A 24,682-nucleotide genomic window follows, 5' to 3' on the forward strand; every position below is an offset into this window, starting at 1 on the left:
GGACTAAAGCGCATCAGCCGAGGTCACGTGGTACGGCGCCACCCCCGGCACGGGAGCCTTTCCGGACCCCCGGACCCGGTTTCCCCCGGCCATCGGGATTTCCGGCCGCATTGACGTGCCCCGCGCTTGCGTACAGCCTGGGGCACCGCCCTCCGGCGCCGGAGCCGGAACTCCCACGAAGGCGGCGACGATGCCCCGTTCCCCCCTGACCCGCACGGCCGTCGCCACCGCGGTGGCCGCCGGGCTGCTCACCCTCTCCGCCTGCGGCCTCGGCGGCGCCGGACACCCGGCGGGCGAGGCGCGCAAGACCGGCACGGTGGCCGGGGAGATCACCTTCCGGACCCTCCAGCTGAAGCCCGTCTACACCGCCTACGTCCAGGGCGTCATCGACTCCTTCGAGCGCAAGTACCCCGACGCCAAGGTGAAATGGGAGGACGTCCCCGGCGACGGCTACAACGAGAAACTCGTCGCCGACGCCCAGGCCGGAGCCCTCCCCGACGTGGTCAACCTCTCCACGGACTCCTTCCAGCTCCTCGCCGACCGCGGCATGCTCGCCGACGTGGCCGCACTCGACGGCGGGGTGGCCAAGGAGTACGTCCCGGGCGCATGGGAGCAGTTCAAGCTCCCCGGAAAGGGGGCAGGGGTGTACGCCTACCCCTGGTACGTCACCCCTGAGATCCTCACCTACAACGAGGACCTCTTCACCAGATCCGGGCTCGACCCCGCCAAACCGCCCACCACCGTCGAGCAGTTCTTCGACTACGCCGAGCAGATCGCCGCCCGCTCCGGCGGCCGGTACGCGGCCTTCATGGCCGACCCCAAGGGCCGGCTGCCCGGGGACTGGCAGAAGATGGGCGTACCCCTCCTCAACCAGGCCGGGGACCGTTTCACCTTCGACACCGACAAGGCCGTCGCCTGGGCCGACCGGATGAAGGACCTGTACGCCAAGGGCGCCATGCCCAAGGAGTCCCTCCTCAAAGCCGACGACATCAACCAGCTCTACGGCAGCGGCCGGCTCGTCTTCGGCCCCGGATCGCCCGGCTTCGTCAAGGACATCAAGGCCAACGCCCCGCAGGTCTACGCCCAGACCCGGGTCGCGGGCGCGGTCACCGGCACCCTCGGCCACATCGGCATCTACGCCCAGTCCCTCGGCATCCGCAAGGACACCGCACACCCGGACGCGGCGGCCGAGTTCGCCAAATGGGTCACCAACGGCCCCAACCAGGTCGAGTTCTCCCGCCGGGCCACCATCTACCCCTCCAACGCCCAGGGCCTGGCCGACCCCCGCTTCGCCGACCGCGGCGACGGCAAGGACGCCGAGACGCTGGCCCGCGCGATCGGCGCCGAACAGCTGAAGACCGCCGCGCTCGACGCCAACACCCCCGTCCAGTGGACCAGCCAGGTCGGCGACGCGGTGGCGCGCGAGATGCAGAAGGCCATCAAGGGCGAGGAGGACTCCAGGACGGCCGTGCGCAAGGCCGAGGAGGAGGCCAACCGGCTGCTGGCGGCGGCGGGCCGCAGGTGACGGCGCCGGAGGGCGGGGGAGGGCTGCCGCACCGCAGGTGGTGGAGCCCGTACCTGTTCCTCGCACCCGGGCTCGCCGCCGTGGTGCTGTTCAGCCTCTGGCCGTTCGTCAACACCGTCGTGCTGTCCTTCACCGACGCCCGGGTGCTGGAGGGCGGGGGATTCGTCGGTCTCGCCAACTACCGGCGCGCCCTGGCCGACCCCGACTTCTGGACGGCGGCCGCCAACAGCGTGCTGTACCTGCTGGTCGTGGTCCCCTGTCTGGTGGTGCTGCCGCTGGGGCTGGCCGTCCTGGTCCGGCGGGAGATCCCCGGCATCGGCCTCTTCCGGTCCGCCTTCTACACCCCGGTGATCGCCTCCGCCGTGGTCGTCGGCCTGGTCTGGCAGTGGCTGCTGCGCAGCGACGGCGCGGTCAACGCAGTCCTGGTCCGGCTGCGGGTGGTCGCGGAGCCCGTGCCGTTCCTCACGGACAGCACGCTGCTGCTCGTCTCCGCGATGATCGTCACGGTCTGGAAGGGCCTGGGCTACTACATGGTCTTCTACCTGGCCGCCCTCGGGAACGTGCCGGGAGCCCTGTACGAGGCCGCCGCGCTCGACGGGGCGGGCGCGCTGCGCCGGTTCGCCAGCATCACCGTCCCCTCCGTCAAGCCGATGATGCTGCTGGTCGGGACGCTGTCGGCGATCTCCGCCCTCCGGGTGTTCACCGAGATCTACATCCTGGGCGGGGAGAGCGGCGGTCCCGGCGGCGGCGCCCGCACCCTGCCCTTCCTGATCCGGCAGGTCGGACTCGGCTTCGCCGGCGAGACCGGTTACGCCTCCGCCCTGTCCCTGCTGCTGTTCCTGCTGACCCTGGCCTTCAGCCTGCTGGGGCGCCGGCTGTCGAAGGGGGACGAGGCGTGAGCGCGCGCGGGGTCGCCGTCCGGCGCGGGGCCGGCGCACCGCGCGGGGGCCCGGGCCGGCGCGGGGCCGGTCTCGTGGCCCGCTACCTGACGCTCTGCCTGGCCCTGGTGGTGACCACCGGCCCCCTGGTCTGGCAGTTCCTGACCTCCCTGCGCGGGCGCGGCGAGAACGTCTACGAGGGGGTGCTGCCGGCCCGGCCCACCCTCGGCAACTACGCCCGGGTCGCCGAATCCTTCCCGCTGCTCCCCTACACGGCCAACACCCTGGTCGTCGCGGCCCTCGCCGTCACCTCGAACCTGGTCTTCGCCGCGATGGGCGGCTACGCCCTCTCCCGGGAGGGCTGGAAGGGCCGCAGGACGGTCTTCACCGTGCTGACGGCCACGCTGATGTTCCCCTTCGAGTCCGTGATGATCTCGATGTTCCTCACCGTCCGCGGGATGGGCCTGGTCGACACCCTCGTCGGCGTGTGGCTGCCCGGAGCGGTCTCCGTCCTCAACATCATGATCATGCGGGCGGCGTTCCTCGCCGTCCCCCGGGAGCTGGAGGAGGCCGCGGTGCTCGACGGGGCGAACGAGTGGACCCGCTTCACCCGCGTCTTCGTCCCCTCGGCCCGCGGCGCCTTGGCCGTGGTGTGCATCACCAGCTTCATGGGGGCCTGGGACGACTTCCTGTGGCCCCTGATCGTCCTGACCGACAGCGACCACTACACCCTCCAGCTGGGCCTGAAGAGCCTGGCCGGCGCCACCACCGTCAACGACCAGCGGCTGATCGCGGCCGGGGCGATGGCCGCCCTGCTGCCGATGCTGCTGCTCTTCCTCGCCCTCCAGCGGTTCTTCTTCCGCGGCGTGGGCGAGGGAGCCGTCAAGGTCTGACCGGCGGCCGACCGCTCCGACCCGCGTCCGACCCTGCTGTGCCCCGCACCGACCCTCCCTCCCTGGAGCCGCCGTCATGCACGACGACCGCAGCATCACCGAGCAACGCCTCCGCCGGGTCCTGGGCGAACGCGTCAGGCCCGCCGTCCGCTCCCGCACCGTCCCGCTCACCGTCGAACGCTGGGACGCCCCCGGCGAGCCCGTCCCGGTCGCCGAGGCCCTGGCCGCCCCCTACGCGCCCTGCGCCGCGGGAGACCCCTGGGGCCCGGCCTGGGGCACCACCTGGTTCCGGGTCACCGGCGCCGTTCCCGCCGACTGGGCGGGCCGCACCGTCGAGGCCGTCCTCGACCTCGGCTTCGACCGGATGATGCCCGGGTTCCAGTGCGAGGGCCTGGTCCACCGGGCCGACGGATCCGAGGTCAAGGCCCTCAACCCGTACAACGACTGGGTGCGCGTCGCCGACCGGGCGGCCGGCGGCGAGCGGATCGAGTGGTACGTGGAGGCCGCCGCCAACCCCGTCCTGGTCGAGCACCGCCCCACCACCGAGGGGGACCGGCTGACCAGCGGCGACCGGCCCCTGTACCGGCTGGCCCGGATGGACCTGGCCGTCTTCGAGACCGAGGTCTGGGAACTCGTCCAGGACCTCGACGTCCTCGACGGGCTGATGGGCCAGCTCCCGGAGGACGACGCCCGCCGCCACACGGTGCTGCGCGCCGTCGCCTCGGCCCTCGACACGATCGACCTCGACGACGTCCCCGGCACGGCCGCCGCCGCCCGCGCCCGCCTCGCCGGGGTGCTCGCCGCCCCCGCCCACGCCTCCGCGCACCGGATCAGCGCCGTCGGGCACGCCCACATCGACTCGGCCTGGCTGTGGCCGCTGCGCGAGACGGTCCGCAAGGTGTCCCGGACCGCCTCCAACATGGTCGCCCTGATGGACGAGCACCCCGAGTTCGTCTTCGCCATGTCCCAGGCCCAGCAGCTCGACTGGATCAAGACCCACCGGCCGGAGCTCTTCGAACGGGTCAAGAAGAAGATCGCGGACGGGCAGTTCGTCCCCGTCGGCGGCATGTGGGTGGAGTCGGACACCAACATGGTCGGCGGCGAGGCCATGGTCCGCCAGTTCCTCTACGGCAAGAAGTTCTTCCTGGAGGAGTTCGGCATCGACACCAAGGGGGTCTGGCTGCCCGACTCCTTCGGCTACACCGCCGCGCTCCCGCAGATCGTCCGGCTGGCCGGCAACCAGTGGTTCCTCACCCAGAAGATCTGCTGGTCCCAGACCAACCGCTTCCCGCACCACACCTTCTGGTGGGAGGGCATCGACGGCTCCCGCGTCTTCACCCACTTCCCGCCCGTCGACACCTACAACAGCGACCTCGGCGGCGCCCAGCTCGCCCACGCCGCCCGCAACTACCGGGAGAAGGGCCGCGGTACCCGCTCCCTGGTGCCCTTCGGCTGGGGCGACGGCGGTGGCGGCCCCACCCGCGAGCAGCTGGCCCGGGCCCGCCGCCTGCGGGACCTCGAAGGCTCCCCGCGCGTGGAGATCGAACGCCCGGACGCCTTCTTCGACCAGGCCCGCGCCGAGTACGCGGACGCCCCCGTCTGGGCCGGCGAGCTGTACCTGGAACTGCACCGCGGCACCTACACCTCCCAGGCCGGGACCAAGCAGGGCAACCGCCGCGCCGAGTCCCTGCTGCGCGAGGCGGAGCTGTGGAACACGACGGCCGCCGTGCGCGTCCCCGGCTTCGCCTACCCCTACGAGGACCTGGAACGGCTCTGGAAGACCGTCCTGCTCCACCAGTTCCACGACATCCTCCCCGGCTCCTCCATCGCCTGGGTGCACCGCGAGGCCCGTGAGACCTACGCCCGGGTGGCGGAGGAACTGGGCGCCCTCACCCTGGCCGCGCAGACCGCCCTGGCCGGCGAGGGCACGCGCGAGCTCGTCTTCAACTGCGCCCCGCACACCCGCCGCGGCGTCCCGGCCGGCGGCGCGGACCTCCCCGCCCCGGCCCCGCAGCCCGTCACCGTGGAGGAGCGGAACTGCGGCGGCCACGTGCTGGCCAACGGGCGGCTGCTGGTGGAGGTCGACGGCCGCGGCCTGATCGTCTCCGCGTACGACCTGGAACAGGGCCGGGAGGCCCTCGCCCCGGGCGCCGCCGCCAACCTGCTCCAGATCCACCCGGACTTCCCGAACATGTGGGACGCCTGGGACATCGAAGCCTTCTACCGCAACCGGGTCACCGACCTCGACGGCCTCGACGCCCTGGAGGTCACCGCGCAAGGCCCCGACGCCTGCACCGTCACCGCCACCCGCTCCTTCGGCTCCTCCACCGTCACCCAGACGATCACCCTGCGCGCCGGGGCCAAGACCGTGGACCTGACCGCCGAGGTGGACTGGCACGAGACGGAGAAGTTCCTCAAGGCCGCCTTCCCGCTGGACGTCAAGGCCGAACGGACCTCCTCCGAGACCCAGTTCGGCCACGTCCAGCGCGCCACGCACACCAACACCTCCTGGGAGGCCGCCCGGTTCGAGATCTGCGCCCACCGCTGGATCCACGCGGAGGAGCCCGGCTGGGGCACGGCCCTGCTCAACGACTCCACCTACGGCCACGACGTCACCCGCGACGTCCGCCCCGACGGCGGCCAGACCACCACCGTCCGCCTCTCCCTGCTGCGCGCGCCGCGCTACCCCGACCCCGAGACCGACCAGGGCCGCCACACCCTGCGCTTCTCCCTCGCCCCGGGGGCGGACATCGGGGACGCGGTCCGCGAGGGCCACGCCCTCAACCTGCCCGAGCGGGTGCTGCGGGGTGCGGGCCCGGTCGCCCCGCTGCTGTCCGTCGACAACGACGCGGTGGTGGTGGAGGCGGTCAAACCGGCCGAGGACCGCGGCGGCGACGTGATCGTCCGGCTCTACGAATCCCGGGGCGGCCGCGCCCGGGCCGTCCTCACCCCCGGCTTCCCCCTCGCCGCGGCCACCGAGACCGACCTCCTGGAGCGCCCCCTGCCCCCCACGGCCGTCGGGCCCCCCACCCCCTCGGGCGCGGTCCCCCTGAACCTGCGCCCGTTCCAGATCGTCACCCTCCGCCTGCGCCGCGCCTGACCGGCCCCGGCGGCCCCTCGCGCCGCCCCTCCGGCACCCGCCGGAGGGGCATCGGGGCCGTGAGAGTCGCCACAGCTGTTTTGCACCTAGTTGCAAAACCGTCTCCCGCTCCCTTACAACAGGGTCAGGACACCGCGCGAGGAGACACGCACCCATGACCCTGTACCCGCACCTGCTGAGCCCCCTGGACCTCGGCTTCACCACCCTGCCGAACCGCGTGATCATGGGCTCGATGCACACCGGCCTGGAGGAGCACCAGGGCGGTTTCGAGCGCCTCGCCGCCTTCTACGCCGAGCGCGCCAAGGGCGGCGCCGGCCTGATCGTCACCGGTGGCATCGCCCCCAACGACGCCGGACGCCCCTTCGAGGGCGGCTCCCGCCTCACCACCGAGGAGGAGGCCGCCGAGCACCGGGTGATCACCGACGCGGTGCACGCCGAGGGCGGGAAGATCGCCATGCAGATCCTCCACTTCGGCCGCTACGCCTACCACAAGGACCTCGTCGCCCCCAGCGCGATCCAGGCCCCCATCAGCCCCTTCGTCCCGAACGAGCTCACCGCCGAGGAGGTCGAGCAGACCGTCGAGGACTTCGTCCGCGCCGCCCGCCTCGCCAAGCTCGCCGGCTACGACGGCGTCGAGATCATGGGCTCCGAGGGCTACCTGATCAACGAGTTCATCGCCGCCGCCACCAACCGGCGCACCGACGCCTGGGGCGGCGCCTACGAGAACCGCGTGCGCTTCCCGCTGGAGATCGTCCGCCGCACCCGCGCCGCCGTCGGCGAGGACTTCATCCTGATCTACCGCCTGTCCATGCTGGACCTGGTCCCCGGCGGCTCCACCCTCGACGAGGTCGTCCACCTCGCCAAGGAGATCGAGGCCGCGGGCGCGACCATCATCAACACCGGCATCGGCTGGCACGAGGCCCGCATCCCCACCATCGCCACCTCCGTCCCGCGCGGCGCCTACACCTGGGTCACGCGAAAGCTGATGGGCGCGGTCTCCGTCCCCCTCGTCACCAGCAACCGCATCAACACCCCCGAGAAGGCCGAGGAGATCCTCGCCGACGGCCGCGCCGACCTGGTCTCCCTCGCCCGGCCCTTCCTCGCCGACGCCGACTTCGTCGCCAAGTCCGCCGCCGGCCGCTCCGAGACCATCAACACCTGCATCGGCTGCAACCAGGCCTGCCTCGACCACACCTTCAGCGGCAAGATCACCAGCTGCCTGGTCAACCCGCGCGCCTGCCACGAGACCGAACTCGTCCTCTCCCCGACCCGGACGAAGAAGACCGTCGCCGTCGTCGGCGCCGGCCCCGCCGGACTCGCCTGCGCCGTCTCCGCCGCCGAACGCGGCCACGCCGTCACCCTCTTCGAGGCCTCCGGCCACATCGGCGGCCAGCTCGACATCGCCCGCCGGATCCCCGGCAAGGAGGAGTTCGAGGAGACCATCCGCTACTTCGGCAACCGCGTCCAGGCCCTCGGCATCGACCTGCGCCTGGACACCCGCGCCGACGTGGAGACCCTGCGCGGCTACGACGAGGTCGTCGTCGCCACCGGCGTCACCCCGCGCACCCCCGCCATCGAGGGCGTGGACCGGGAGAACGTCGTCAGCTACCTCGACGTCCTGCGCGACGGCGCCCCCGTCGGCGAGAACGTCGCCGTCGTCGGCGCCGGCGGCATCGGCTTCGACGTCGCCGAGTTCCTCACCGACAGCGGCGAGGGCGCCTCCCAGGACCCCGCCGTCTACTTCCGGCACTGGGGCGTCGACACCGCGTACGCCGGCCCCGGCGGCCTCACCGCCCCCGAACGCCCCGCCACCCCCCGCCGGGTCACCCTGCTCCAGCGCAAGACCACCAAGGTCGGCGCCGGCCTCGGCACCACCACCGGCTGGATCCACCGCGCCGAACTCAAGCACCGCGGGGTCGTCTCCGTCGCCGGCGCCACCTACGAGCGGATCGACGACGAGGGCCTGCACATCACCGTCGACGGGCAGCCGCGCCTGATCCCCGCCGACACGGTCGTCCTGTGCACCGGCCAGGAGCCGCGCCGCGACCTGTACGAGGCGCTGCGCGCCGAGGGCACCGCGGCGCACCTGATCGGCGGCGCCGACGTGGCCGCGGAACTCGACGCCAAGCGGGCCATCCGCCAGGGCACCGAGCTGGCCGCCGGCCTCTGATCCCTCCGGGGAAAAGGGAGTTGTGGCGGTCCGGCCGGGCCGCCACAATCTCCGGGTGACGCTGACACCCGCAGAAGCCGACAAGATCCTCGCCGACCACTTCGCCCCCTGGGTGCTCGCCCTCGGCCTCACCGTCGAGGAGACCGGGGAGCGGCACGCCGTGCTGCGGCTGCCCTGGTCGGACTCCCTGGCCCGCGACGGCGGCGGCCTGTCCGGCCAGGCCCTGATGGCCGCCGCCGACACCGCCACCGTCATCGCGGTCTCCGCCGCCCGCGGGGCGTACGGCCCCATGACCACCGTGCAGCAGTCGACCAGCTTCCAGCGGCCCGTCGTCGGCGCCGACGTGCTGATCACCGTCCGGGTCACCAAGCTCGGCAAGCGCATGGCCTTCGCCGACGCCACCATGACCCCCGACGGGGCCCAGGACCCGGCCGCCACCGCCTCCACCGTGTACGCCCTGCTGGGCTGACGGGTGCCGGAACCCTCCTCGCTCTGGCGCAACCGCGACTTCACCGTCTTCTGGCTGGGCCAGGCCCTCTCCGTGGTCGGCGGCTCGCTCTCACTGGTGGCGCTGCCCCTGCTCGTGCTCGCCGCCACCGGGTCCCTCGTCCAGATGGGCCTGATCACCGTCGTCACCGGGGTGACCGGGATCCTCACCGGGCTGTTCGCCGGCCATGTGGTGGACCGCTCCGACCGCCGGCGGCTCATGATCGCCTGTGATCTGGCGCGGGCCGTCCTGCTCGGCGCGGTGCCGCTGGTCTGGCTGACGGCCGGGCCGCTGATGTGGCCGCTGTACGTGCTGACCGTGCTGGTCACCGCCCTGAAGACGGTGTTCGACGTAGCGTACGTGACCGCCGTCCCGCACCTGGTGGGAACCGGGGAGCTCACCGCCGCCAACGCGCGGCTCATGGGCACCTTCGCCCTCGGGACGCTGGCCGGGCCGATCGCCGCCGGGTTGATCACGGGCGGGCCGGGCGGTGAATGGGCCCTCGGGATCGACGGGGCGACCTTCCTCGTCTCGGCGGTCAGCCTGCGACGGGTGACCTTCGGCCGCGCCGCTCCGCCCACGGACGAGACCCCCGCGCCGGCCCCGGCCGCCCCGGCCGGAGGGCTGCGCGAGGTCTTCACCGTCGGCTTCCGCTTCCTGTGGGGCCACGTACTGCTGCGCCCCCTGACCGTCCTCCTCACCCTGCTGACCTTCGTCACCATGGGCGCCACCGACCTGCTGGTCTACCGGCTGACGGAGGACCTCGGGCGGAACGCGGCCACCGTCGGCTACGTGATGGCCGTGAGCGGGCTCGGCGTCATCGCGGCCGCCCTCGCGGCCGGCCGGCTGCGGCGCGTCCTCGGCTTCGGGCCTTGCTGGCTGGGCTCCGTCGGACTCGTCGCGGTCTCGGTCGCGGGCATCGGCCTCAGCCGCAGCGTGCTTGTGATCGCCCTGCTGGCCGCCGTGTTCATGTTCGGCTCCACCCTCGGCGGAGTCAGCTCGATGACCCTGCGCCAGGAGGTCACCCCTGACGAGCTGCTCGGCCGGGTCACCTCGGCCTTCTGGACGGTGCACAACGCCGCGGGCCCCCTGGGCGCCGCCGTGCTGACCGTCCTGGGCGCCCGGTACGGGGTCCCGGCGGCCAGTGTGGCGGGCGGCGCGATCTGCCTGCTGATCCTCGCGGCGGGACTGACGACCCCGCTGCGGGGCGCCCGCGGCGGGCCCGTGGTGAAGGGGGCCGCCGACGGTGCGCGGACCCCGGGCGCAGGCCGGAGCCGGCGGGCCGGGGAGACGACGCCGGGGGCGTGAGCGGCGCCCCCGGCGGCGGGGCTCAGAACCGCCCGGGTCCGGCCGGGAAGGGCAGCGGCGACGGGCCCGGCACCGCCCCGCGCCGCTCGGCCTGGGCCGGGACGGTCGTGCAGGTCACATCGTGGCCGGGCAGCCGGCCGGTGGCCAGATAGGTGTTCACGGGGCCGTTCACACAGGACCCGGGCTCCGACAGGTACACCGTGTGCCCCTCGCCGCCGAGGGCCGTGACCATCCGCGAACCCCGCAGGACGGCGTGCATCCCCTGCCCGCTGACGAGCGGGGTCTGCGAGTCCCACTCGTTCTGCACGGTCAGCACGTCCGCCCGGAGCCGCATCGGCACGGCCGCCTCGGCCGGCCGCTGCCAGAAGGCGCACGGCTTGATGTTCGAGGCCATGTCCCCGTACAGCGGGTAACGGGCCTTGTCCCGCTCCGCGTCACGCCGGTACCGCTCCGGGTCGCGCGGCCAGGCGTCGGTGTCCCCGCAGACCACCGACCAGAACACGGCCGTGGCGTTGTCCGAGGCCGGCTCGGCCGCGCCGCCCCGCAGGGCCGCACCGATGTCCGGGACGGCCGCGGCCCGCGGCGGCGGGGTGCCGTCGGCGGCGGCCTTGAGTGCGCTGACGACGGGGGCCGCCTGGGCGGGGGAGAAGAACAGCGGCCGGGCCCTGCGGATGTCGTCCCCGGTGATCTTCCGGCCCTGGAACTCGACCGGATCGCGGTCCGCCCGCGCCACCAGGGCCCAGAACGCGGCGGACACCGCCTCCGGGGTGGCCCCCAGGTGGTACTCGGCGTCCCGTTCCGCCGTCCACCGCGTCCAGCGCGCGAACGCCGGCTCGGCCTCCGTGGCCCACACCTGGAGCATGCCGCGCCAGATCCGCTGCGGGTCGACGGCGCTGTCCAGCACGAACCGGTCCGTCCGGGACGGGAACAGCTGCGTGTACACCGCCCCCAGATAGGTCCCGTACGAGTAGCCCAGGTACGAGATCTTCCGTTCGCCCAGGGCCACGCGGACCGCGTCCATGTCGCGGGCGGTGTTGCGCGTGGTGACGTACGGGAGCACCGCACCGGCCTTCTCCCGGCACTTGTCCGCGACCCTGCGCGCCCAGGCCACGTCGGAGGGGAAGGTCTCGGGCCGGTAGGCGCGCTGGAACTCCTGCTCCGCGTCGGTCAGTCCGCAGCTGATCGGGCTGCTGGCGCCGACCCCGCGCGGGTCGAAGCCGATCAGGTCGTACCGCTCGCGGACCTCCTTGGGCAGGGCCCCGTCCGCCATCAGGGGCAGGTCCAGCCCCGGGCCGCCCGGGCCGCCGGGGTTCATCAGCAGGACCCCGCGCCGCTTGGCGGGGTCGGGGGCCTTGACCCGGGATATCGCTAGGTCGAGGGTGCGCCCCCGCGGCTGCCGGTAGTCGAGCGGCACCTTGAGCGTGGCGCACTCGTACGCGGCCGGCTGCTCGGCGGCGCACCGGTGCCAGGCGGGCTTGGGCGGGGCGTACTCCTGGGCGGCGGCGGGGTCGGCGGAGGCCTGGCCGGCCGTCAGCAGGGGGAGGGCGCCGGCGAGCAGCCCGGCGGTGGCGAGCAGGGGCGCGAGACGTTTCATCCGCAGCACGGAGGGGCCGTTCCTTTCGGAGTGGGGCGATACCCTGCCCACCCTGGAGGACCGGCGCGCGGGGCGAATCATCCCTCGCGACGGCTCTTGTCCTCCTCGCGAACGATCCGATTCCGGACAACTGGCCGACGCGCCGCAGGATCTGGCGGCGCGTCGGCAAGGGGCCCCGCTCAGTGGCCCGTGTGCTGCGTCCCCTTCTCCACGCTCCCGCCGAAGCGCTCGCGCAGCCCTGCTAGGGCGTCCTCGGTCGGGGCGGTGACCACCCAGCGGTCACCGACGAGGTAGACGCCGCCGTAGGGTTCGGCCTCCGCCAGCCAGGAGCGCAGGCCCTGCGCGGCGGCGAACGTGGTCATGCGGTAGGCGCCCTGCCCGGTCTCGCAGGAGCCTTGGCGCAACTCCTCCGCCTGGATGCCCAGTTCGGCGGTGCAGCCGAGGGCGGAGGCGAGCTGCTCGACCGTCGCCGCGGCGGCGGGGGCGGTGCTCGCCGCGGGGGCGGCGTGGGCCGCGTGCGCGGACCCCGGGCGGGCCGGCGCGGCGGCACAGGCACCGGCCGCCAGCGCGGCGCACAGGACGGCGCCCAGCGCGCACGCGCGGCGGATCCGGCGCTTGTCGGACGGGGACATGGCAACCTCACGGGCTGGTCGGGAAAGGACCGTGGTGCCCGGCGGGGGAGGGGGGCCGGGCACCACGGGGTCTGAGGGTGAGCGGGGCGGCCTAGCCGGCGGCCTTCGCCTTCTTGCCCTGGTCGGTGACGGCGAACCAGAGGTTCTGCTTGCCCTGCCCGTTGACGTCGCCCGGCTGCTTGTCACCGGTGAACGTGTAGACCGGCCAGCAGTCGATCGTCAGCTGCTCCGAACCGTCCGGCCGTTTCACCGAGCCGACCAGTTTCGCGGGAATTCCGGAGACCTGCGTCTTGTCCACCGGTGCGGCGGGCTTCCAGGTGTCCAGGCAGGCGTCGAGGCAGCCGAATTTCATCGGCCAGGCGCTGTCCTTGTCGAAACGGTAGAGGGTCCAGCCCTCCGCGTTCTGCACGATGGAGCCCAGTTGCGCGTTCTGCCGGACCGAGAGCGAGACCTTCTTCCCGTCCGCCGTGGAATTCGCCCCGGAACCCATGTCCATGGACATTCCGGCGCTCATTCCCGATCCGGAACCCATTCCCGCCCCCATTCCGGAGCCGGAGCCCGCGGCCTTGCCGGCGGCGGCCGGCTTGCCGTCGGGGCCGAGGGCGTGCCAGGTGCCGCCGACGCCCTCGCCGAGCGCGTCCCCGGCCTTGGTGTCCTTCGCGTAGCGGTACACCGGCCAGCCCCCGACCGTCAGCTGCTTCGTCCCGTCGGCCCGGGTGACCGAACCCAGCGCCGCGGCGTCCACACCCGCCCCGGCCTGCGCGTCGTCCGCGAGGACCACCGGCCAGGCCTGGGCGCAGTCGCCCTCGCAGTTGGACTTGGGGGGCTTGGCCGTGTCCTTGTCGAACCGGTAGAGGGTGAAGCCCTCGCCGTCGGTGACCGCGGAGCCCACGCCCGCCACCTCCTGCGCCTTCAGCTGTCCGGCCGGGCCGCTCTTCGCACCCCCGCCGGCCGGGGCGTCACCGGAACCGGAACCGGAACCGTAGCCCGACCCGTAGAGGTCGAGCTGCTTGCTGTCGCCCACCGGCTTCACCGCGTCCTGCTTCGCGGCGGAATTCCCGCCGGAACCGCAGCCGGCCGTCAGCAGAAGTACCGCGACCGCCGCCGATCCGGCGAATATCTCACGGCGCATTGTCCTGGTCTTCACGATCTCTCCTCGAGGTTCTGGTTCGATCCCGTGGGCTCGCTGCCTTCGCCCATTGATACGGGCCCCGGACCGGGCGGAGCCGAATTCCCCGGGAATTTGTCAGATCGCGACAGGAATGAACTCGGGTGCCCGCCGGGGCCGTGCGCGGCTCATTCCCGGAACCGCAGCGCGAGCGCCGGACAGCGCCGTACCGCCCGCAGCGCCTTGGGCCGCAGCCGCGCCGGGACCGGCATGGAGGCCTGGGCCGGGTAGCCGTCCGCGTCCAGCCGTACGACGTCGGGCAGCACGTCCACGCACAGCCCGTGCCCCTTGCACAGCGTCCAGTCGACGACCAGCCGCTCCGCGCCCCCGGCCGCCTCCTCGTCCGGCGGCAGGGGCAGCGCCCCGGTCACCGGGCGGCCGCAGCCGCTGCCGAGGGCGTGGTCGCGGAACTCGTCGGGGAACGAGGCGAGGGCCGAGGCGACGAAGTACGACGTGCCGTCCGGATGGCTGCACGCACCCCGGCGCCGGACCCCCCTCAGCCGGGCCTCCACCGCCTCCAGCGCGGCCCGGCCCCCGCCCCGTACGGCGTCCTCCAGGACGTCGGCCAGTGCGGGCAGCCCCCGGACGCACGGCCCGCACTGGCCGGCCGACTCCTTGGCCATCCAGCGCGTCACCGCCGCCACCTCCCCGGCCGGACAGGTCTCCTCGGGCAGCGGCAGCACCGCCCCGGCGCCCAGCACCGCGCCGAAGGCGGCCAGGGACTGCCGGGACAGGTCGGCGGAGCGGGCCGCCCCGGGATCCAGCCAGCGGCCGTGGTAGCCGCCGACCAGCACGCCCTGGCCGACGCCGCTCCCGCACAGGTCCAGGACGTACGCGAGGGAGGTGCCGGACGGGGTCTCGACGACCGTGGACCCGGCGACCGTCAGCAGGACGGTCCCCGGTTCGGAGGGCAGGCCGACCGAGCGGTAGGCCGGCGCCCCGAGCCGGGCGGCCACGGCGAGCTGCGCATAGGTCTCGGTGTTCGACAGCAGGGTCGGCACCCCGCCCAGGCCCCGCTCGCTGGTCCGCACCCGCTGCCCGGACGGCAGCGCCGGGCCGCCGTTCAGCCCGTTGACGAGGGCGGTGCCCTCACCGGTGACGAACCGCTCGGGCAGCCGGGCCACCCGAACCCGCCGGCCGCCGGGGCCGCGTTCGTCGACGGCGTCGCGCACCGAGCGCTCCACGTCCGCGCGGGTGACGGCCACGACCACCTCCTCGGCGGACACGGCGGCGGCCGCGAGCAGGGCGCCGTCCAGCACCAGGTGCGGGGCGTGCAGCAGGAGGGCCGTGTCCTTGAGGCAACTCGGTTCGCCCTCGCTGCCGTTGACCACGACGGCGGTGGCGGACTGCTTCTCCGCGGCCGACCGCATGACGGCCTGCAGCTTGCGGGCGAAGGGGAACCCCGCGCCGCCGCGTCCCCGCAGGCCGATGTCGGAGGCCAGGTCGGTGAGTTCGTCCGGGTGGAAGCGGGGGAGGGGGCCGTGCGCCGCCAGATGGGCCTCGCGGTCGAGCCACCCGGTGCGGTCCAGCCCGGTCAGCAGCCGGGGAGCGCCCACGCAGCCGAGTCCCGGGCGCTCCGCCGGGCCGCTCACAGCCACCCCTCAGGGCCGGCGCCCCGCCCGGAGCCCGCGCCGCCGCCCGGGCCCGCGGGGGCCGTGGCGGCGGCGTACGGCTGGGAGCCGGGCCGGGGTGGCGGCGCGGTCGGCCGGGCGGCGGACGAGGTGCTGCCCGCGGCGCGCTGCCCGGGCACCGACGGCATCCCGGTGAGGGGGATGTCCTGGACGAACTCAGCTCGCTCGCGCGGCTGTTGGGCTGCCGGTGCGGCGGGGGCGGGCTGCGGGGCGGCGGCCACCCGCGGGGGCGCGCCGATCCTCCTGGAGCGCAGGCGCAGCACGATGACCCCGGCGACCCCGGCCAGGCACAGGGCGTAGGAGGCCGTCACCCAGGCGTCCGCGGCGCGGCCGGCCTTCAGCCCGTGCACCAGGGACGCGCCCCATGCCGGGTAGGCGCCGATGTGCAGCGCCCGCCACCACACGGAGCGGTTCTTGACCGCGAACACACTACGCACGGCTCCGGAGACCGCGACGGCGACGAAGAGATATCCGGCCAGGGTGCCGAGGCCGATCAGGACGGGCCGGTCCGCGTCGGCGAACGGCAGGAACGCGCCCGCGGCCGTGGTGTGCCCCTGGGCCACCTTGACCCAGACGTGCAGGGCCAGGAATCCCAGCCCGGCCACGGCCAGCCCGCGGTGCACGCCCTGGGCCAGCAGCCGGTGCCCGGAGCCGAGGACGGCCCGGTCGGTGGCGGCCAGGCCCCACAGGACGGTGGCGGTGAGACTGACGAGCGAGAGCACGCCCACGCCGTAGTCGAGGAACTCCCACAGATGGGACAGGGCCCCCGCGCGGACCGCCACGAGGAGCGAGACGAGTGCGGCACCGGCGGCGCAGAGCGCGCTCGGGCGCAGCCGGCCGGAGGCGGGCAGGAGCGGGGGCCGCCGGACGGCCCGCCGTCCCGCGGCCGGGGCCGCCGCCGCGTGGCGGCTCCTGCGTCGCGACCGGTGGGAGCGGGGTATGTGCGGCTGGGGCAGGGGCATCCAGTTCTCCTGTGCACCGGGGCTCCGAGCACAGTCCACCTGGCGCTCGGCACCCGGGATCGTGGTGGTGACGGCCGGCAGCGCTGTGGAATTCCCGCGCCGGCCGAAGGGGCTCGGGGCCGGAGTGCAGCAGCATCGTGGAGCTGCGCAGCATCTCCACAGGATTTATCGAAACGTGATAATTTCTCGCACCGCGTCTCCGGCGCATCGAACAACGCCGGAAGATTCCCCTCCAGTGGAGGTCGTGACAGGCCGCCGCGTCGCACGCCATCCATGCGTCCCCCGGGGCAAAAACAAGGCAAACCCGCGGGGCGCAAAAGTGGCCGGATCCCTCCAGAAGGGCGCGTGGGAGCTGCAACTCTCTTGACAGGCTGGGTTGTTGGCGAGGCAGACAACCCTGACGGGCTTGTCGCTCCTCCACTGGACAGGCCTCACCCCGGCAAGAACGAGGAAACGATGTGCGAACTTCTGAACCGCATCTGGTCCCGCCCGCGAGGAGAGTGGACGCGTGTCGTGCGCAGGGAACTCCCCGCACTGGCCGCGGAGATAGTGGAGGAGCTCCTGCAGGGAATTCCCGGATTCTCCACACTTGTCGACGGTAATGACGCCGTCGGCGACGAACTGATCCGGCAGCGGGTGGAGGAGGCCCTCCTCACCGCCCTCGGCTACCGCGACGAACCCGCCCGCGACGAGGCCGGGGGCGACGAACCCGCCCGCGACCGGGCCGCAGGCGACGCCGGACACGAGGTCCGGCACGACGGCCGCCGCGAGCACCCCCGCGGCGGCGCCCCCGAGGCGGTGCGCGGGGCCGGCCACGAGCACGGCCACGCACACGGCCACGCCCACCCGCACGACCACGGCCACGGGATCCGGCACGAGGCCGGCACCGGCGCGCCCGACCGGCTGCGCCAGGAACTCTTCAAGGCCCTCACCGACGACCGGGCCGCCTCCCAGGACTCCCTGGACGACCTCGCCCGGGCCGCCGGCTGGCCGCTGCCCGCCGCCGTCCGGGCCATCGCGCTCGCCACCCCCGGCGAGGCCCAGCAACTGGCGGCCGTCCTCGACGACGCCCTCGCCGGCATGTTCGCCGGCCGCCCCTGCCTGCTGCTCCCGAGCCCCGACGCCGACGCCCGCGCGGTCCTGGAACCCCCGCTGCGCGGCCGGGTCGCCGCCGTCGGACACGCCGTCCCCCTCCGCGACACCGCCTCCTCCCTGCGCTGGGCCCTGCGCCTGCTCACCCTCGCCCCCGCCCGCGGCGGCCTCGACGCCCGGGCCGTCTTCGTGGACGACCACCTCTCCACCCTGCTCCTCCTCCAGGACGAGCCCCTGGCCCACGCCCTCGCCGCCCGCTGGCTGCGGCCGCTGGCCGACCTGACCCCGCGCCAGAGCGAACGCCTGGAGGTGACCCTGCTCGCCTGGCTGGAGGGCGGCGGCGCGCCCGAGGCCGCGAAGGCCCTCAACGTGCACCCGCAGACCGTCCGATACCGGATGCGCCAGCTGGAGAAGCTGTTCGGGCCCGGACTGCGCGACCCCCGGACCCGCTTCGAACTGGAGATGGCCCTGCGCAGCCGCCGCCTGATGGCGCAGGTGCGCCGCCAGCACTCCCGGGTGGCCCGCCGCGCCGCCCGCGTGGTCGGCGCCGAGTTCCCGCCCCTGGCCGTCGGACGGATCGCCCGCGTCAACGGCCTGTGACCGCCGGGCCGGCCGCCGTGCGTCGCGGGCGGGTCAGCGGCAGGACCGCCCGCCGTTGATGCAGCCCACCGCCCGGGCCATCAGACCGTCCGACATCACGTTGATGAAGTCGCCGTGGTCGGTCACCGGCTTGTGCAGCTGCTCGGGGAAGCTGTCCACCGCGAACCGCGCCCCGGGCGCCACCCCGTAGGTGACCCGCTCCACCAGCTGCGGGATGGCGGTGAAGCCCTTCTTGCACCGCCCGTTCCGATCGGGGAAGTCCACGTGGGTGCGGTGGTTGGCGCTGTCGGTGTTGCGGCCGTCCCAGCAGCTCTGGAAGGTGAACGTGCGCACCACGTCACTGCCCTTGGGGCAGAGCGGGTACTTGTCCTTCAGCTGCCGGTCCTCGAAACCGGTGCAGCTCCAGGAGGCGTTGGCGTTGGCGGTGCCGTTGCTGAAGGCCTTCGCGTCGCCCGTGATGATCCGCAGGAACCGGGGCATCGCCTTCACCGGGCCGACCGGGCTGCCCTTGAAGCTGATGCTCGCCTGCTTGGGCCGCAGGATCGTGCCCACATTGGCGTCCTGCCCGCCGCCCGGCGCCTTCGCGTCGCGCTCCGCCCGGCCGTCGCGCAGCCGCAGCACCGGCCAGTAGTAGGTGGACTGGTCGCCGTTGGCGCAGGTGGTCCCCGACGCTGCCAGGCTGTTGTTCGTGGAGAAGGCGCTGGTGGTCTTGTTGCCCACGTAGTCGTGCATGTGGTGCGCCCCGTTGGAGACGCCCGGCGCGACGATCACGTTGTCCGGGTTGAAGTGCCCGTTCTCGTTGCGCCCGCACTCCGAGGTGAACGTGCCCTTCGAGGCGGCCGCGGAGGCCGCCGGGGCCTTCGCGTTGGGCCGGACCTTGGTGATGTCCACGAAGTCGCTCTTCGCCGGACCGGCCTTCTGCCCGATGCTGCGGGCCCCGTCGGCGGCCGTGTCCTCCTGCGCCGGAGCCTCCTTCATCGAGCAGCCGCCCAGCGCTCCCAGCCCCTCCTGGCGGCCGCCCGAGCGGCCTATCGCGTCGGAGACCCGGGAGATGGTCGTCCCGCGCTGGTCGCGCAGCCGGCCCAGCAGCGCGTCCTGCTGCGCCTTGCCCCGCACCTGCCCCCCGGCGAGCTGCCGGTAGGCGTCGGCCACCTGGACGTCCAGTTGCGCCAGGTTCTCGTCCACCTCCGCCCTGGCCCCGTCGGGCACGGCCGTGAGCTTGTCGCCCACGTCCGGGCAGTCGATGGTGGCCGTCACCTGGCCGGTGCGGGAGGCGTCCTGGCCGGCGTTCGCGGTGCCGGCGACGATCGCCACCCCGCCGCCGCCCAGTACCAGGGCGCTGACCACGGCCAGGAGCTTCTTCGACAACCGGGGGCGCCTGTGGCCCTGTTGACTCATGCGATCACTTCACTTCGTATCGTCGGTCGGACATCGGAGGGGCAGAGGCCCCCTGGGGGCGCGCCGGGCCGGGCGAGGAGGGCGCCGGGGTCGCGTCGGAGAGGGAGTCGAAGTCGACGAGCCCGGTCTCCTCCAGCACCGTGATGTGGTCCAGGACGGTGGTGTTGGCCGAGGTCGCCAGCGCGCGCACCATGGAGTTGCGGGTCTGCGCCCGTACCTGCGCCAGCAGGGCGAACACCTTGCCGTGCGCCCGGCGCAGCAGCTGGACGAACAGACGCTCGTACTCCGGGCCCTGAGCGGCCGTCAGCTGGTCGAGCCAGCCCTGCTGCTGCGCGGAGGGCTTGTCGGGCAGGTCCACGCCGAGGGCCTGGCCCACCTGGATCACCTGCCGGTCCAGTGCGGTGTGGCCCTCCACCAGGTGCGCTCCGGCGGTGCGCACCGCCGGGCGGGTGCCGCGCTGCTGCGCCTGCCCTCCGGCGGGCAGCTCCCACAGGCCGGCGAGCCGCACCTTGCGCACGAAGTCCCGGTCGACGGGGCTGAGCGGCCCGTACGCCGTGCTCATGGTCCCGGCCCCGTCGTCCTCGACCCCGGGCGGCAGGGCGGAGGCCCCCGCGGGCGCCGCGGCGGCCCGGTCGCCGAACTTCGACACCGGGACCAGCAGCGCGACCAGCGTGGCCACCAGCGCGGTGATGACCAGGCCGCTCCCGATCGTGTATCTCGTGGCCACGGACAGGCCGCCGGTGGATCGCCGCCGCAATGACAGCACGCTGCCTCCTCGCTCGGTGGGCTGGGGGTGGCACGGGACGCTAGTGCCCGGCGCGCCGGAGTCGGGGAGGACCATCACCATCCGACAAACATCGCCACGGCTCCCGGCGAGGCTGCTACCTTGCCCGCGTCCGGGTCGGACCCGAAGCCCCCGCCGCACGGCGAAGGGGCCCGGTCCGTGCGGACCGGGCCCCTGGGGCCGTGCTGGGCGGGGAGGAGCGGAAAAGAGGAGGTCAGGAGGCGGCGGGAGCGTCGGCCGCGGGCTCCTCCAGCCCTTCCAGGCTGTCCATGAACGAGCTGACGGAGAACACCGCGCGCCCCGGACCGGCCGGCCCGTACCCGGGCGGGGAGCTCAGGCCGAACTCCTCCAGCGTCGCCCGGTACGCCTCCAGCAGGCGGATGTGGTACTCCAGCGGCGCGCCCAGCGGGTTGGCCTTGCCCAGCGGGGTGGTCGGCTCGGGGCACCACGTGGTGAAGCGCGGCACGACCCCGTGCGACATGAAGAACCGCAGGCCCTCGGTGGTCGAGTCGATGGCCTCGCCCACCGTGGTGAACCCGAAGGGCTCGGCCATCTCGATGCCCGCCACGAAGTTGGGGATCACGTGGCGCGGCCCGAACACCTCGGTGGAGTCCAGGATCCTGCGGTGCCACTCGTCACGGCCGACATACCGCTCCTTGCCCGGGCAGTGGAGCTGGAACAGCCGGCGGTCCCACACCTCGAAGTTGGGGTGGTAGATCCGGATGCCGTGGTCGTGGAAGCGCTGCACCGCGTCGCGCGGCAGGGCCTGGGCGACGACCTTGCCGATCCAGCGGCCGGGGAAGCGCTCCTCGATGGCCTGCGCGTAGTGGCCGTAGAAGTCGGCCTCGTCCCGGCCGCCGACCTGTGAGGTGATGGAGCCGCCGGTGAGGGTGTAGGCGCGCGAGGTGCCGGCCGTGTCGTACCGGTCGATGATCTCCAGGGCCTCCAGCACCTCCTCCACCGGCTTCACCCCCGTGTAGGGGCGGCCCGCCGCCTTGTGCTGGCGCCAGTTGTGGTTGATGTCGCAGAACTGGCACTCCTCCTTCGCGCCGAAGTACTGGCACACCCGGAAGACGGTGAGGTAGATCAGGTAGCCCCACTGGATGGTCGGCGCGACCTCCATCACCGACTTGCCGTTCGACAGCTTGTGCCGGTAGTACTCCGGCATCGGCGGCAGCCCCACGTCCGAGATCCGCGCCCCGTCCAGGTACAGGCCCAGCGTGCCGTCCTCGCCGCCGCGCACCACGTACGGGGAGTCCGGGTTGACCCGTACCGACACCACGGTGCGGCGCAGCCCGTACGGGCCGCCGGTGAGCACGATCTCCTCCGGCGGCCGGTTGAGCGCGGCGGCGCCCAGCTCCGGGAGGGTGCGGTGGTCGAAGGAGAAGATGAAGTACGACTTCGGCTTGACGTCGCCGCCGCCCGGTCCGTCCGCCCCGCCGCCGCTGAGCGCCGACTCGTCGAAGGCCATGCCGCCCCGCAGCAGGTCCTCCTTGATCACGGCCTCCCGCGGCACGTGGGGGAAGCGGGCCATCAGGTCCTCGACCAGCGCGGTACGGGTCTGGGTTGCCATGCGAACTCCTCGGGCAGACGGGTGCCCGCGGGGCTCGCGCGCCCCGGCGGACACATCCATGGGATCCACGGTATCCGCTCGTTTGAACAGGTTCAGACCGGGGTGGTGCCGAGCGTGGCGCGGTAGCGGCCGGGCGTGGTGCCGAACTCCCGCACGAAGGCGTGGGACAGGGCGTACGGGCTGCCGTAGCCGACCCGGGCCGCGATGGCGGCCAGCGAGTCCGGGGTGTCGCGCAGCCGGGTGGCGGCCAGCGTCAGCCGCCACCAGGTCAGGTACGCCATCGGGGGACGGCCGACCAGCGGGGTGAACCGGCGCACCAGGGTCGGCCGAGAGACGCCCGCCTCGGCGGCCAGGCGGTCCGCGCTCCAGGGGGCCGCCGGGTCGGCGTGCATCGCCTGGAGGGCCGCCGCGGTCACCGGATCGGCCAGGGCCGCCGACCAGGCACCCGGCGCCGCCCCGGCCACCGCGGCGCGCACCATGTACACCAGGAGCAGGTCCAGCAGGCTCGGCAGGGCGATCGAGGACCCGGGCCGCCGGGAATCCAGCTCCCCGCCCAACAGGTCGATGGCCGCCTGGAGTTCGCCGTGCACCCCGTCCGGAAGACGGACCACGCCGGGCAGTTCCGCCAGCAGCGGGTGCACCCGGCTGCGGTCGAGCCGGTACTTGCCGCACAGCATCTGCACCGGTTCCGCCGCCCCACGGCCCGGCTGCGGGGCGGGCGCGGCCCGCCCGTCGCGGTAGTGCTCCAGCGGCAGGGCCCGCGCCGCGGCCGCCGGATCCACGGGGGAGTCCGCGAGCACGTGGCCCGCCCCGTGCGGCAGCAGCACCGCGTCCCCCGCGGCCAACGGGACCGGCTCGCCCCCGTCGGCCAGCAGCCAGCACTCGCCCGCGAGGACGACGTGGAAACCGGCCCCCTCGTAGGGGTCCAGCCGTACGCACCAACTGCCCCCGATGCGCACCCGGTCGGAGGAGGGGCGCCCCAGGCGTACGGCGGAGATCGCGTCGCTCACCACGTCCATGCGCGCAGGGTACCGCCGGTACCCGCCGCCCCCCGCCGACGGTGAGCGGCACGCGTATCCGTTTGAGCGGAACGAGCATTGGACGGATCATCCCGCCTTCCTACGCTGAGGCGCATGACCAACGAGAACACGCAGACCCTCGTCCTGGGGGACGTCGAGATCACCCGCGTCATCGAGGCGCAGGGGCCCTTCGCGGCCGCCCGGGACCTCGTCCCGCACGCCGGCGCAGAACTGTGGAAGGAGAACGAGGACTGGCTGGCCCCCGACCACTGGCAGCCCGACACCGACCAGGCCGTCCTCACCCTCCAGACCTGGGTGCTGCGCAGCGCCGGCCGCACCGTCCTGGTGGACACCGGGGCGGGCAACGGGCGCGAACGCCCCGGCTCCCCGCTCTTCCACCGGCGGCAGGGCGGCTTCCTGGCCGACCTGGCGGCGGCCGGCGTCCGGCCGGAGGAGGTGGACGTGGTCGTCAACACCCACCTCCACGCCGACCACGTGGGCTGGAACACCGTGGACGCGGACGGGGAATGGGTCCCCGCCTTCCCCCGCGCCCGCTACCTCGTCCCTGCCGCCGACGACGCGTACTTCGGCCCGCGCGGCGGCTACGGCGGCGGCGCGCGCGAGGTCGACCGGCTGGTCTACGAGGACAGCGTCGCCCCCGTCCACCGGTCCGGCCAGGTGGTGCTGTGGGAGGACTCCCACCGCATCGACGGCCACCTCACCCTGGAGGCGGCCCCCGGCCACACCCCCGGTTCCTCGGTGCTGCGCCTGGCCTCCGGCAGCGACCGGGCGGTCTTCGTCGGGGACGTGCTGCACAGCCCCGTGCAGGTCCTCCAGCCCTCCTGCAACAGCTGCTTCTGCATGGACGAGGGCCGGGCGGCGGACACCCGCCGCCGGATCCTGGGCCGCGCGGCCGAACAGGGGGAGCTGGTCCTCCCCGCCCACTTCGGCGGCACCGGTGCCTTCGAAGTCCGGGAGGAGAACGGACGGTTCGCCGTCGCCGGGTGGGCGTCCGGCAGCTGACCGCCGCGCCCCGGCTGACCCGGCTCCCGCCGGATCCGCCGGGGCGCCGATGGTGTGCCGCGCCGCGCGCCGCGCGACAATGGGGGGATGCCGTACGTAGCGGTGACCGCCCTGAGCCACGCCGGCCTGGTCCGCGAGCACAACGAGGACAGCCTCGTCGTCGGACCGTGGACCCTGTGCGCCACCGTGACCGACAGCCCCCAGACCTTCGTCTTCCCGCTCGGCCGCCCCCTGGTCGTCGCCGTCGCGGACGGACTCGGCGGGCACCCGGCCGGTGAGGTGGCCAGCGCCCTCGTCGCCCGCCGCCTCTCCGCCCTCGGCCCCACCCTGGACGGGCCGGACACCCTCCGTCACGCCCTGGAGGTGTGCGACCACGAGGTGGACGCGACCGCCGAGGGCCATCCGGAGATGTACACCATGGCCACCACCGTCGCGGGCGTCCTCGTGCTCGAAGGGTCACTGCTCGTGTTCAACGTGGGCGACAGCCGGGTCTACTCCGCCGGCCCCGACGGCCTGCGCCGGGTCAGCGTCGACGACAGCCCGCCCCCGCCGCCCGGGCACCGCACCACCTCCGCCGTCACCCAGACCCTCGGCGGCAGCCGCGCCTCGGGCACCCCCGTCCCCCATGTGGCGGCCCTGCCGCTGTCCCCGGGCGACCGCTACCTGGTGTGCAGCGACGGACTCACCGACCCGCTGCCCGACGAGGCCGTCGACGCCGTCCTGCGGGTCCACGACGACGGCCGCGCCGCCTTCGAACTGTGGAAGGCCGCCATCGAGGCAGGCGGCCCCGACAACATCACCCTCGCCCTGGTCCGGGTCGGGGCGTAGGAACGCGAGGGGAGCCG

19 protein-coding genes are annotated in these 24,682 nt (G+C 73.9%); 10 read left to right on the forward strand and 9 right to left on the reverse strand.

The genetic code is table 11. The annotated features are described in order from the left end of the window. Positions 1 to 190 precede the first annotated feature (190 nt). The 7 genes from ACFY0O_RS33090 (at position 191) to ACFY0O_RS33120 (ending at position 10,361) form a co-directional block, all read left to right on the forward strand. Positions 191 to 1,525: an ABC transporter substrate-binding protein gene (locus ACFY0O_RS33090; protein WP_388953694.1), complete on the forward strand. Its 1,335-nt coding sequence runs from the start codon at positions 191 to 193 to the stop codon at positions 1,523 to 1,525. Next, complete coding sequence (locus ACFY0O_RS33095; RefSeq protein ID WP_388953696.1) at positions 1,522 to 2,424, forward strand: carbohydrate ABC transporter permease; 903 nt, start codon at positions 1,522 to 1,524, stop codon at positions 2,422 to 2,424. The genes ACFY0O_RS33090 and ACFY0O_RS33095 overlap by 4 nt, the downstream gene beginning before the upstream one ends. After that, complete coding sequence (locus tag ACFY0O_RS33100; RefSeq protein ID WP_388953699.1) at positions 2,421 to 3,296, forward strand: carbohydrate ABC transporter permease; 876 nt, start codon at positions 2,421 to 2,423, stop codon at positions 3,294 to 3,296. The genes ACFY0O_RS33095 and ACFY0O_RS33100 overlap by 4 nt, the downstream gene beginning before the upstream one ends. Before the next feature lie 76 nt (positions 3,297 to 3,372). Then, positions 3,373 to 6,396 carry an alpha-mannosidase gene (locus ACFY0O_RS33105; RefSeq protein ID WP_388953702.1) on the forward strand — a complete coding sequence of 1,008 codons (3,024 nt, stop codon included), beginning with the start codon at positions 3,373 to 3,375 and terminating at the stop codon, positions 6,394 to 6,396. A gap of 154 nt (positions 6,397 to 6,550) precedes the next feature. Beyond that, on the forward strand, positions 6,551 to 8,566 hold the full coding sequence (locus ACFY0O_RS33110; protein ID WP_388953704.1) for an FAD-dependent oxidoreductase: 2,016 nt from the start codon (positions 6,551 to 6,553) through the stop codon (positions 8,564 to 8,566). Between the two features lie 55 nt (positions 8,567 to 8,621). After that, positions 8,622 to 9,035 (forward strand): PaaI family thioesterase, encoded by a 414-nt coding sequence (locus ACFY0O_RS33115; protein ID WP_388953706.1) that lies wholly within the window; start codon positions 8,622 to 8,624, stop codon positions 9,033 to 9,035. 3 nt (positions 9,036 to 9,038) lie between these two features. Then, on the forward strand, positions 9,039 to 10,361 hold the full coding sequence (locus ACFY0O_RS33120; protein WP_388953709.1) for an MFS transporter: 1,323 nt from the start codon (positions 9,039 to 9,041) through the stop codon (positions 10,359 to 10,361). Between the two features lie 22 nt (positions 10,362 to 10,383). Here ACFY0O_RS33120 and ACFY0O_RS33125 read toward each other — a convergent pair whose 3' ends face one another. From ACFY0O_RS33125 to ACFY0O_RS33145, 5 genes are all read right to left on the reverse strand, one after another. Continuing rightward, entirely contained in the window at positions 10,384 to 11,955 is a 1,572-nt protein-coding gene (locus ACFY0O_RS33125; protein ID WP_388953760.1) for an alpha/beta hydrolase, read from the reverse strand. 179 nt (positions 11,956 to 12,134) lie between these two features. Next, positions 12,135 to 12,587 (reverse strand): hypothetical protein, encoded by a 453-nt coding sequence (locus ACFY0O_RS33130; RefSeq protein WP_388953711.1) that lies wholly within the window; start codon positions 12,585 to 12,587, stop codon positions 12,135 to 12,137. A 91-nt stretch (positions 12,588 to 12,678) separates the two neighbouring features. Beyond that, positions 12,679 to 13,734 (reverse strand): SCO0930 family lipoprotein, encoded by a 1,056-nt coding sequence (locus ACFY0O_RS33135; protein WP_388953713.1) that lies wholly within the window; start codon positions 13,732 to 13,734, stop codon positions 12,679 to 12,681. A 149-nt stretch (positions 13,735 to 13,883) separates the two neighbouring features. After that, positions 13,884 to 15,347, reverse strand: a complete 1,464-nt coding sequence (locus ACFY0O_RS33140; protein ID WP_388953716.1) for an NADH-ubiquinone oxidoreductase-F iron-sulfur binding region domain-containing protein — start codon at positions 15,345 to 15,347, stop codon at positions 13,884 to 13,886. Further along, positions 15,344 to 16,348 carry a hypothetical protein gene (locus ACFY0O_RS33145; protein ID WP_388953718.1) on the reverse strand — a complete coding sequence of 335 codons (1,005 nt, stop codon included), beginning with the start codon at positions 16,346 to 16,348 and terminating at the stop codon, positions 15,344 to 15,346. The genes ACFY0O_RS33140 and ACFY0O_RS33145 overlap by 4 nt, the downstream gene beginning before the upstream one ends. Positions 16,349 to 16,861: 513 nt before the next feature. On the opposite strand from ACFY0O_RS33145, the gene ACFY0O_RS33150 reads away from it, so the two are divergent. After that, positions 16,862 to 18,040 (forward strand): PucR family transcriptional regulator, encoded by a 1,179-nt coding sequence (locus ACFY0O_RS33150; RefSeq protein ID WP_388953721.1) that lies wholly within the window; start codon positions 16,862 to 16,864, stop codon positions 18,038 to 18,040. 33 nt (positions 18,041 to 18,073) lie between these two features. On the opposite strand, the gene ACFY0O_RS33155 is transcribed toward ACFY0O_RS33150, so the two are convergent. The 4 genes from ACFY0O_RS33155 to ACFY0O_RS33170 form a co-directional block, all read right to left on the reverse strand. After that, positions 18,074 to 19,438 (reverse strand): DUF1996 domain-containing protein, encoded by a 1,365-nt coding sequence (locus ACFY0O_RS33155; RefSeq protein WP_388953724.1) that lies wholly within the window; start codon positions 19,436 to 19,438, stop codon positions 18,074 to 18,076. A 4-nt stretch (positions 19,439 to 19,442) separates the two neighbouring features. Next, positions 19,443 to 20,165 carry a DUF4142 domain-containing protein gene (locus ACFY0O_RS33160; protein WP_388953726.1) on the reverse strand — a complete coding sequence of 241 codons (723 nt, stop codon included), beginning with the start codon at positions 20,163 to 20,165 and terminating at the stop codon, positions 19,443 to 19,445. A 271-nt stretch (positions 20,166 to 20,436) separates the two neighbouring features. After that, entirely contained in the window at positions 20,437 to 21,795 is a 1,359-nt protein-coding gene (locus ACFY0O_RS33165; RefSeq protein ID WP_388953728.1) for a radical SAM protein, read from the reverse strand. 92 nt (positions 21,796 to 21,887) lie between these two features. Further along, a complete protein-coding gene (locus ACFY0O_RS33170) occupies positions 21,888 to 22,814 on the reverse strand; it encodes an AraC family transcriptional regulator (RefSeq protein ID WP_388953731.1) in 927 nt (308 codons plus the stop codon). Positions 22,815 to 22,928: 114 nt separating this feature from the next. On the opposite strand from ACFY0O_RS33170, the gene ACFY0O_RS33175 reads away from it, so the two are divergent. Together ACFY0O_RS33175 and ACFY0O_RS33180 are read left to right on the forward strand one after the other, a co-directional pair. Then, a complete protein-coding gene (locus tag ACFY0O_RS33175) occupies positions 22,929 to 23,837 on the forward strand; it encodes an MBL fold metallo-hydrolase (RefSeq protein WP_388953734.1) in 909 nt (302 codons plus the stop codon). A gap of 87 nt (positions 23,838 to 23,924) precedes the next feature. Then, positions 23,925 to 24,665, forward strand: a complete 741-nt coding sequence (locus ACFY0O_RS33180; protein ID WP_388953736.1) for a PP2C family protein-serine/threonine phosphatase — start codon at positions 23,925 to 23,927, stop codon at positions 24,663 to 24,665. Positions 24,666 to 24,682 lie beyond the last annotated feature (17 nt).

It is taken from the genome of Streptomyces sp. NPDC001594, assembly GCF_042893675.1.
Lineage (GTDB): Bacteria > Actinomycetota > Actinomycetes > Streptomycetales > Streptomycetaceae > Streptomyces.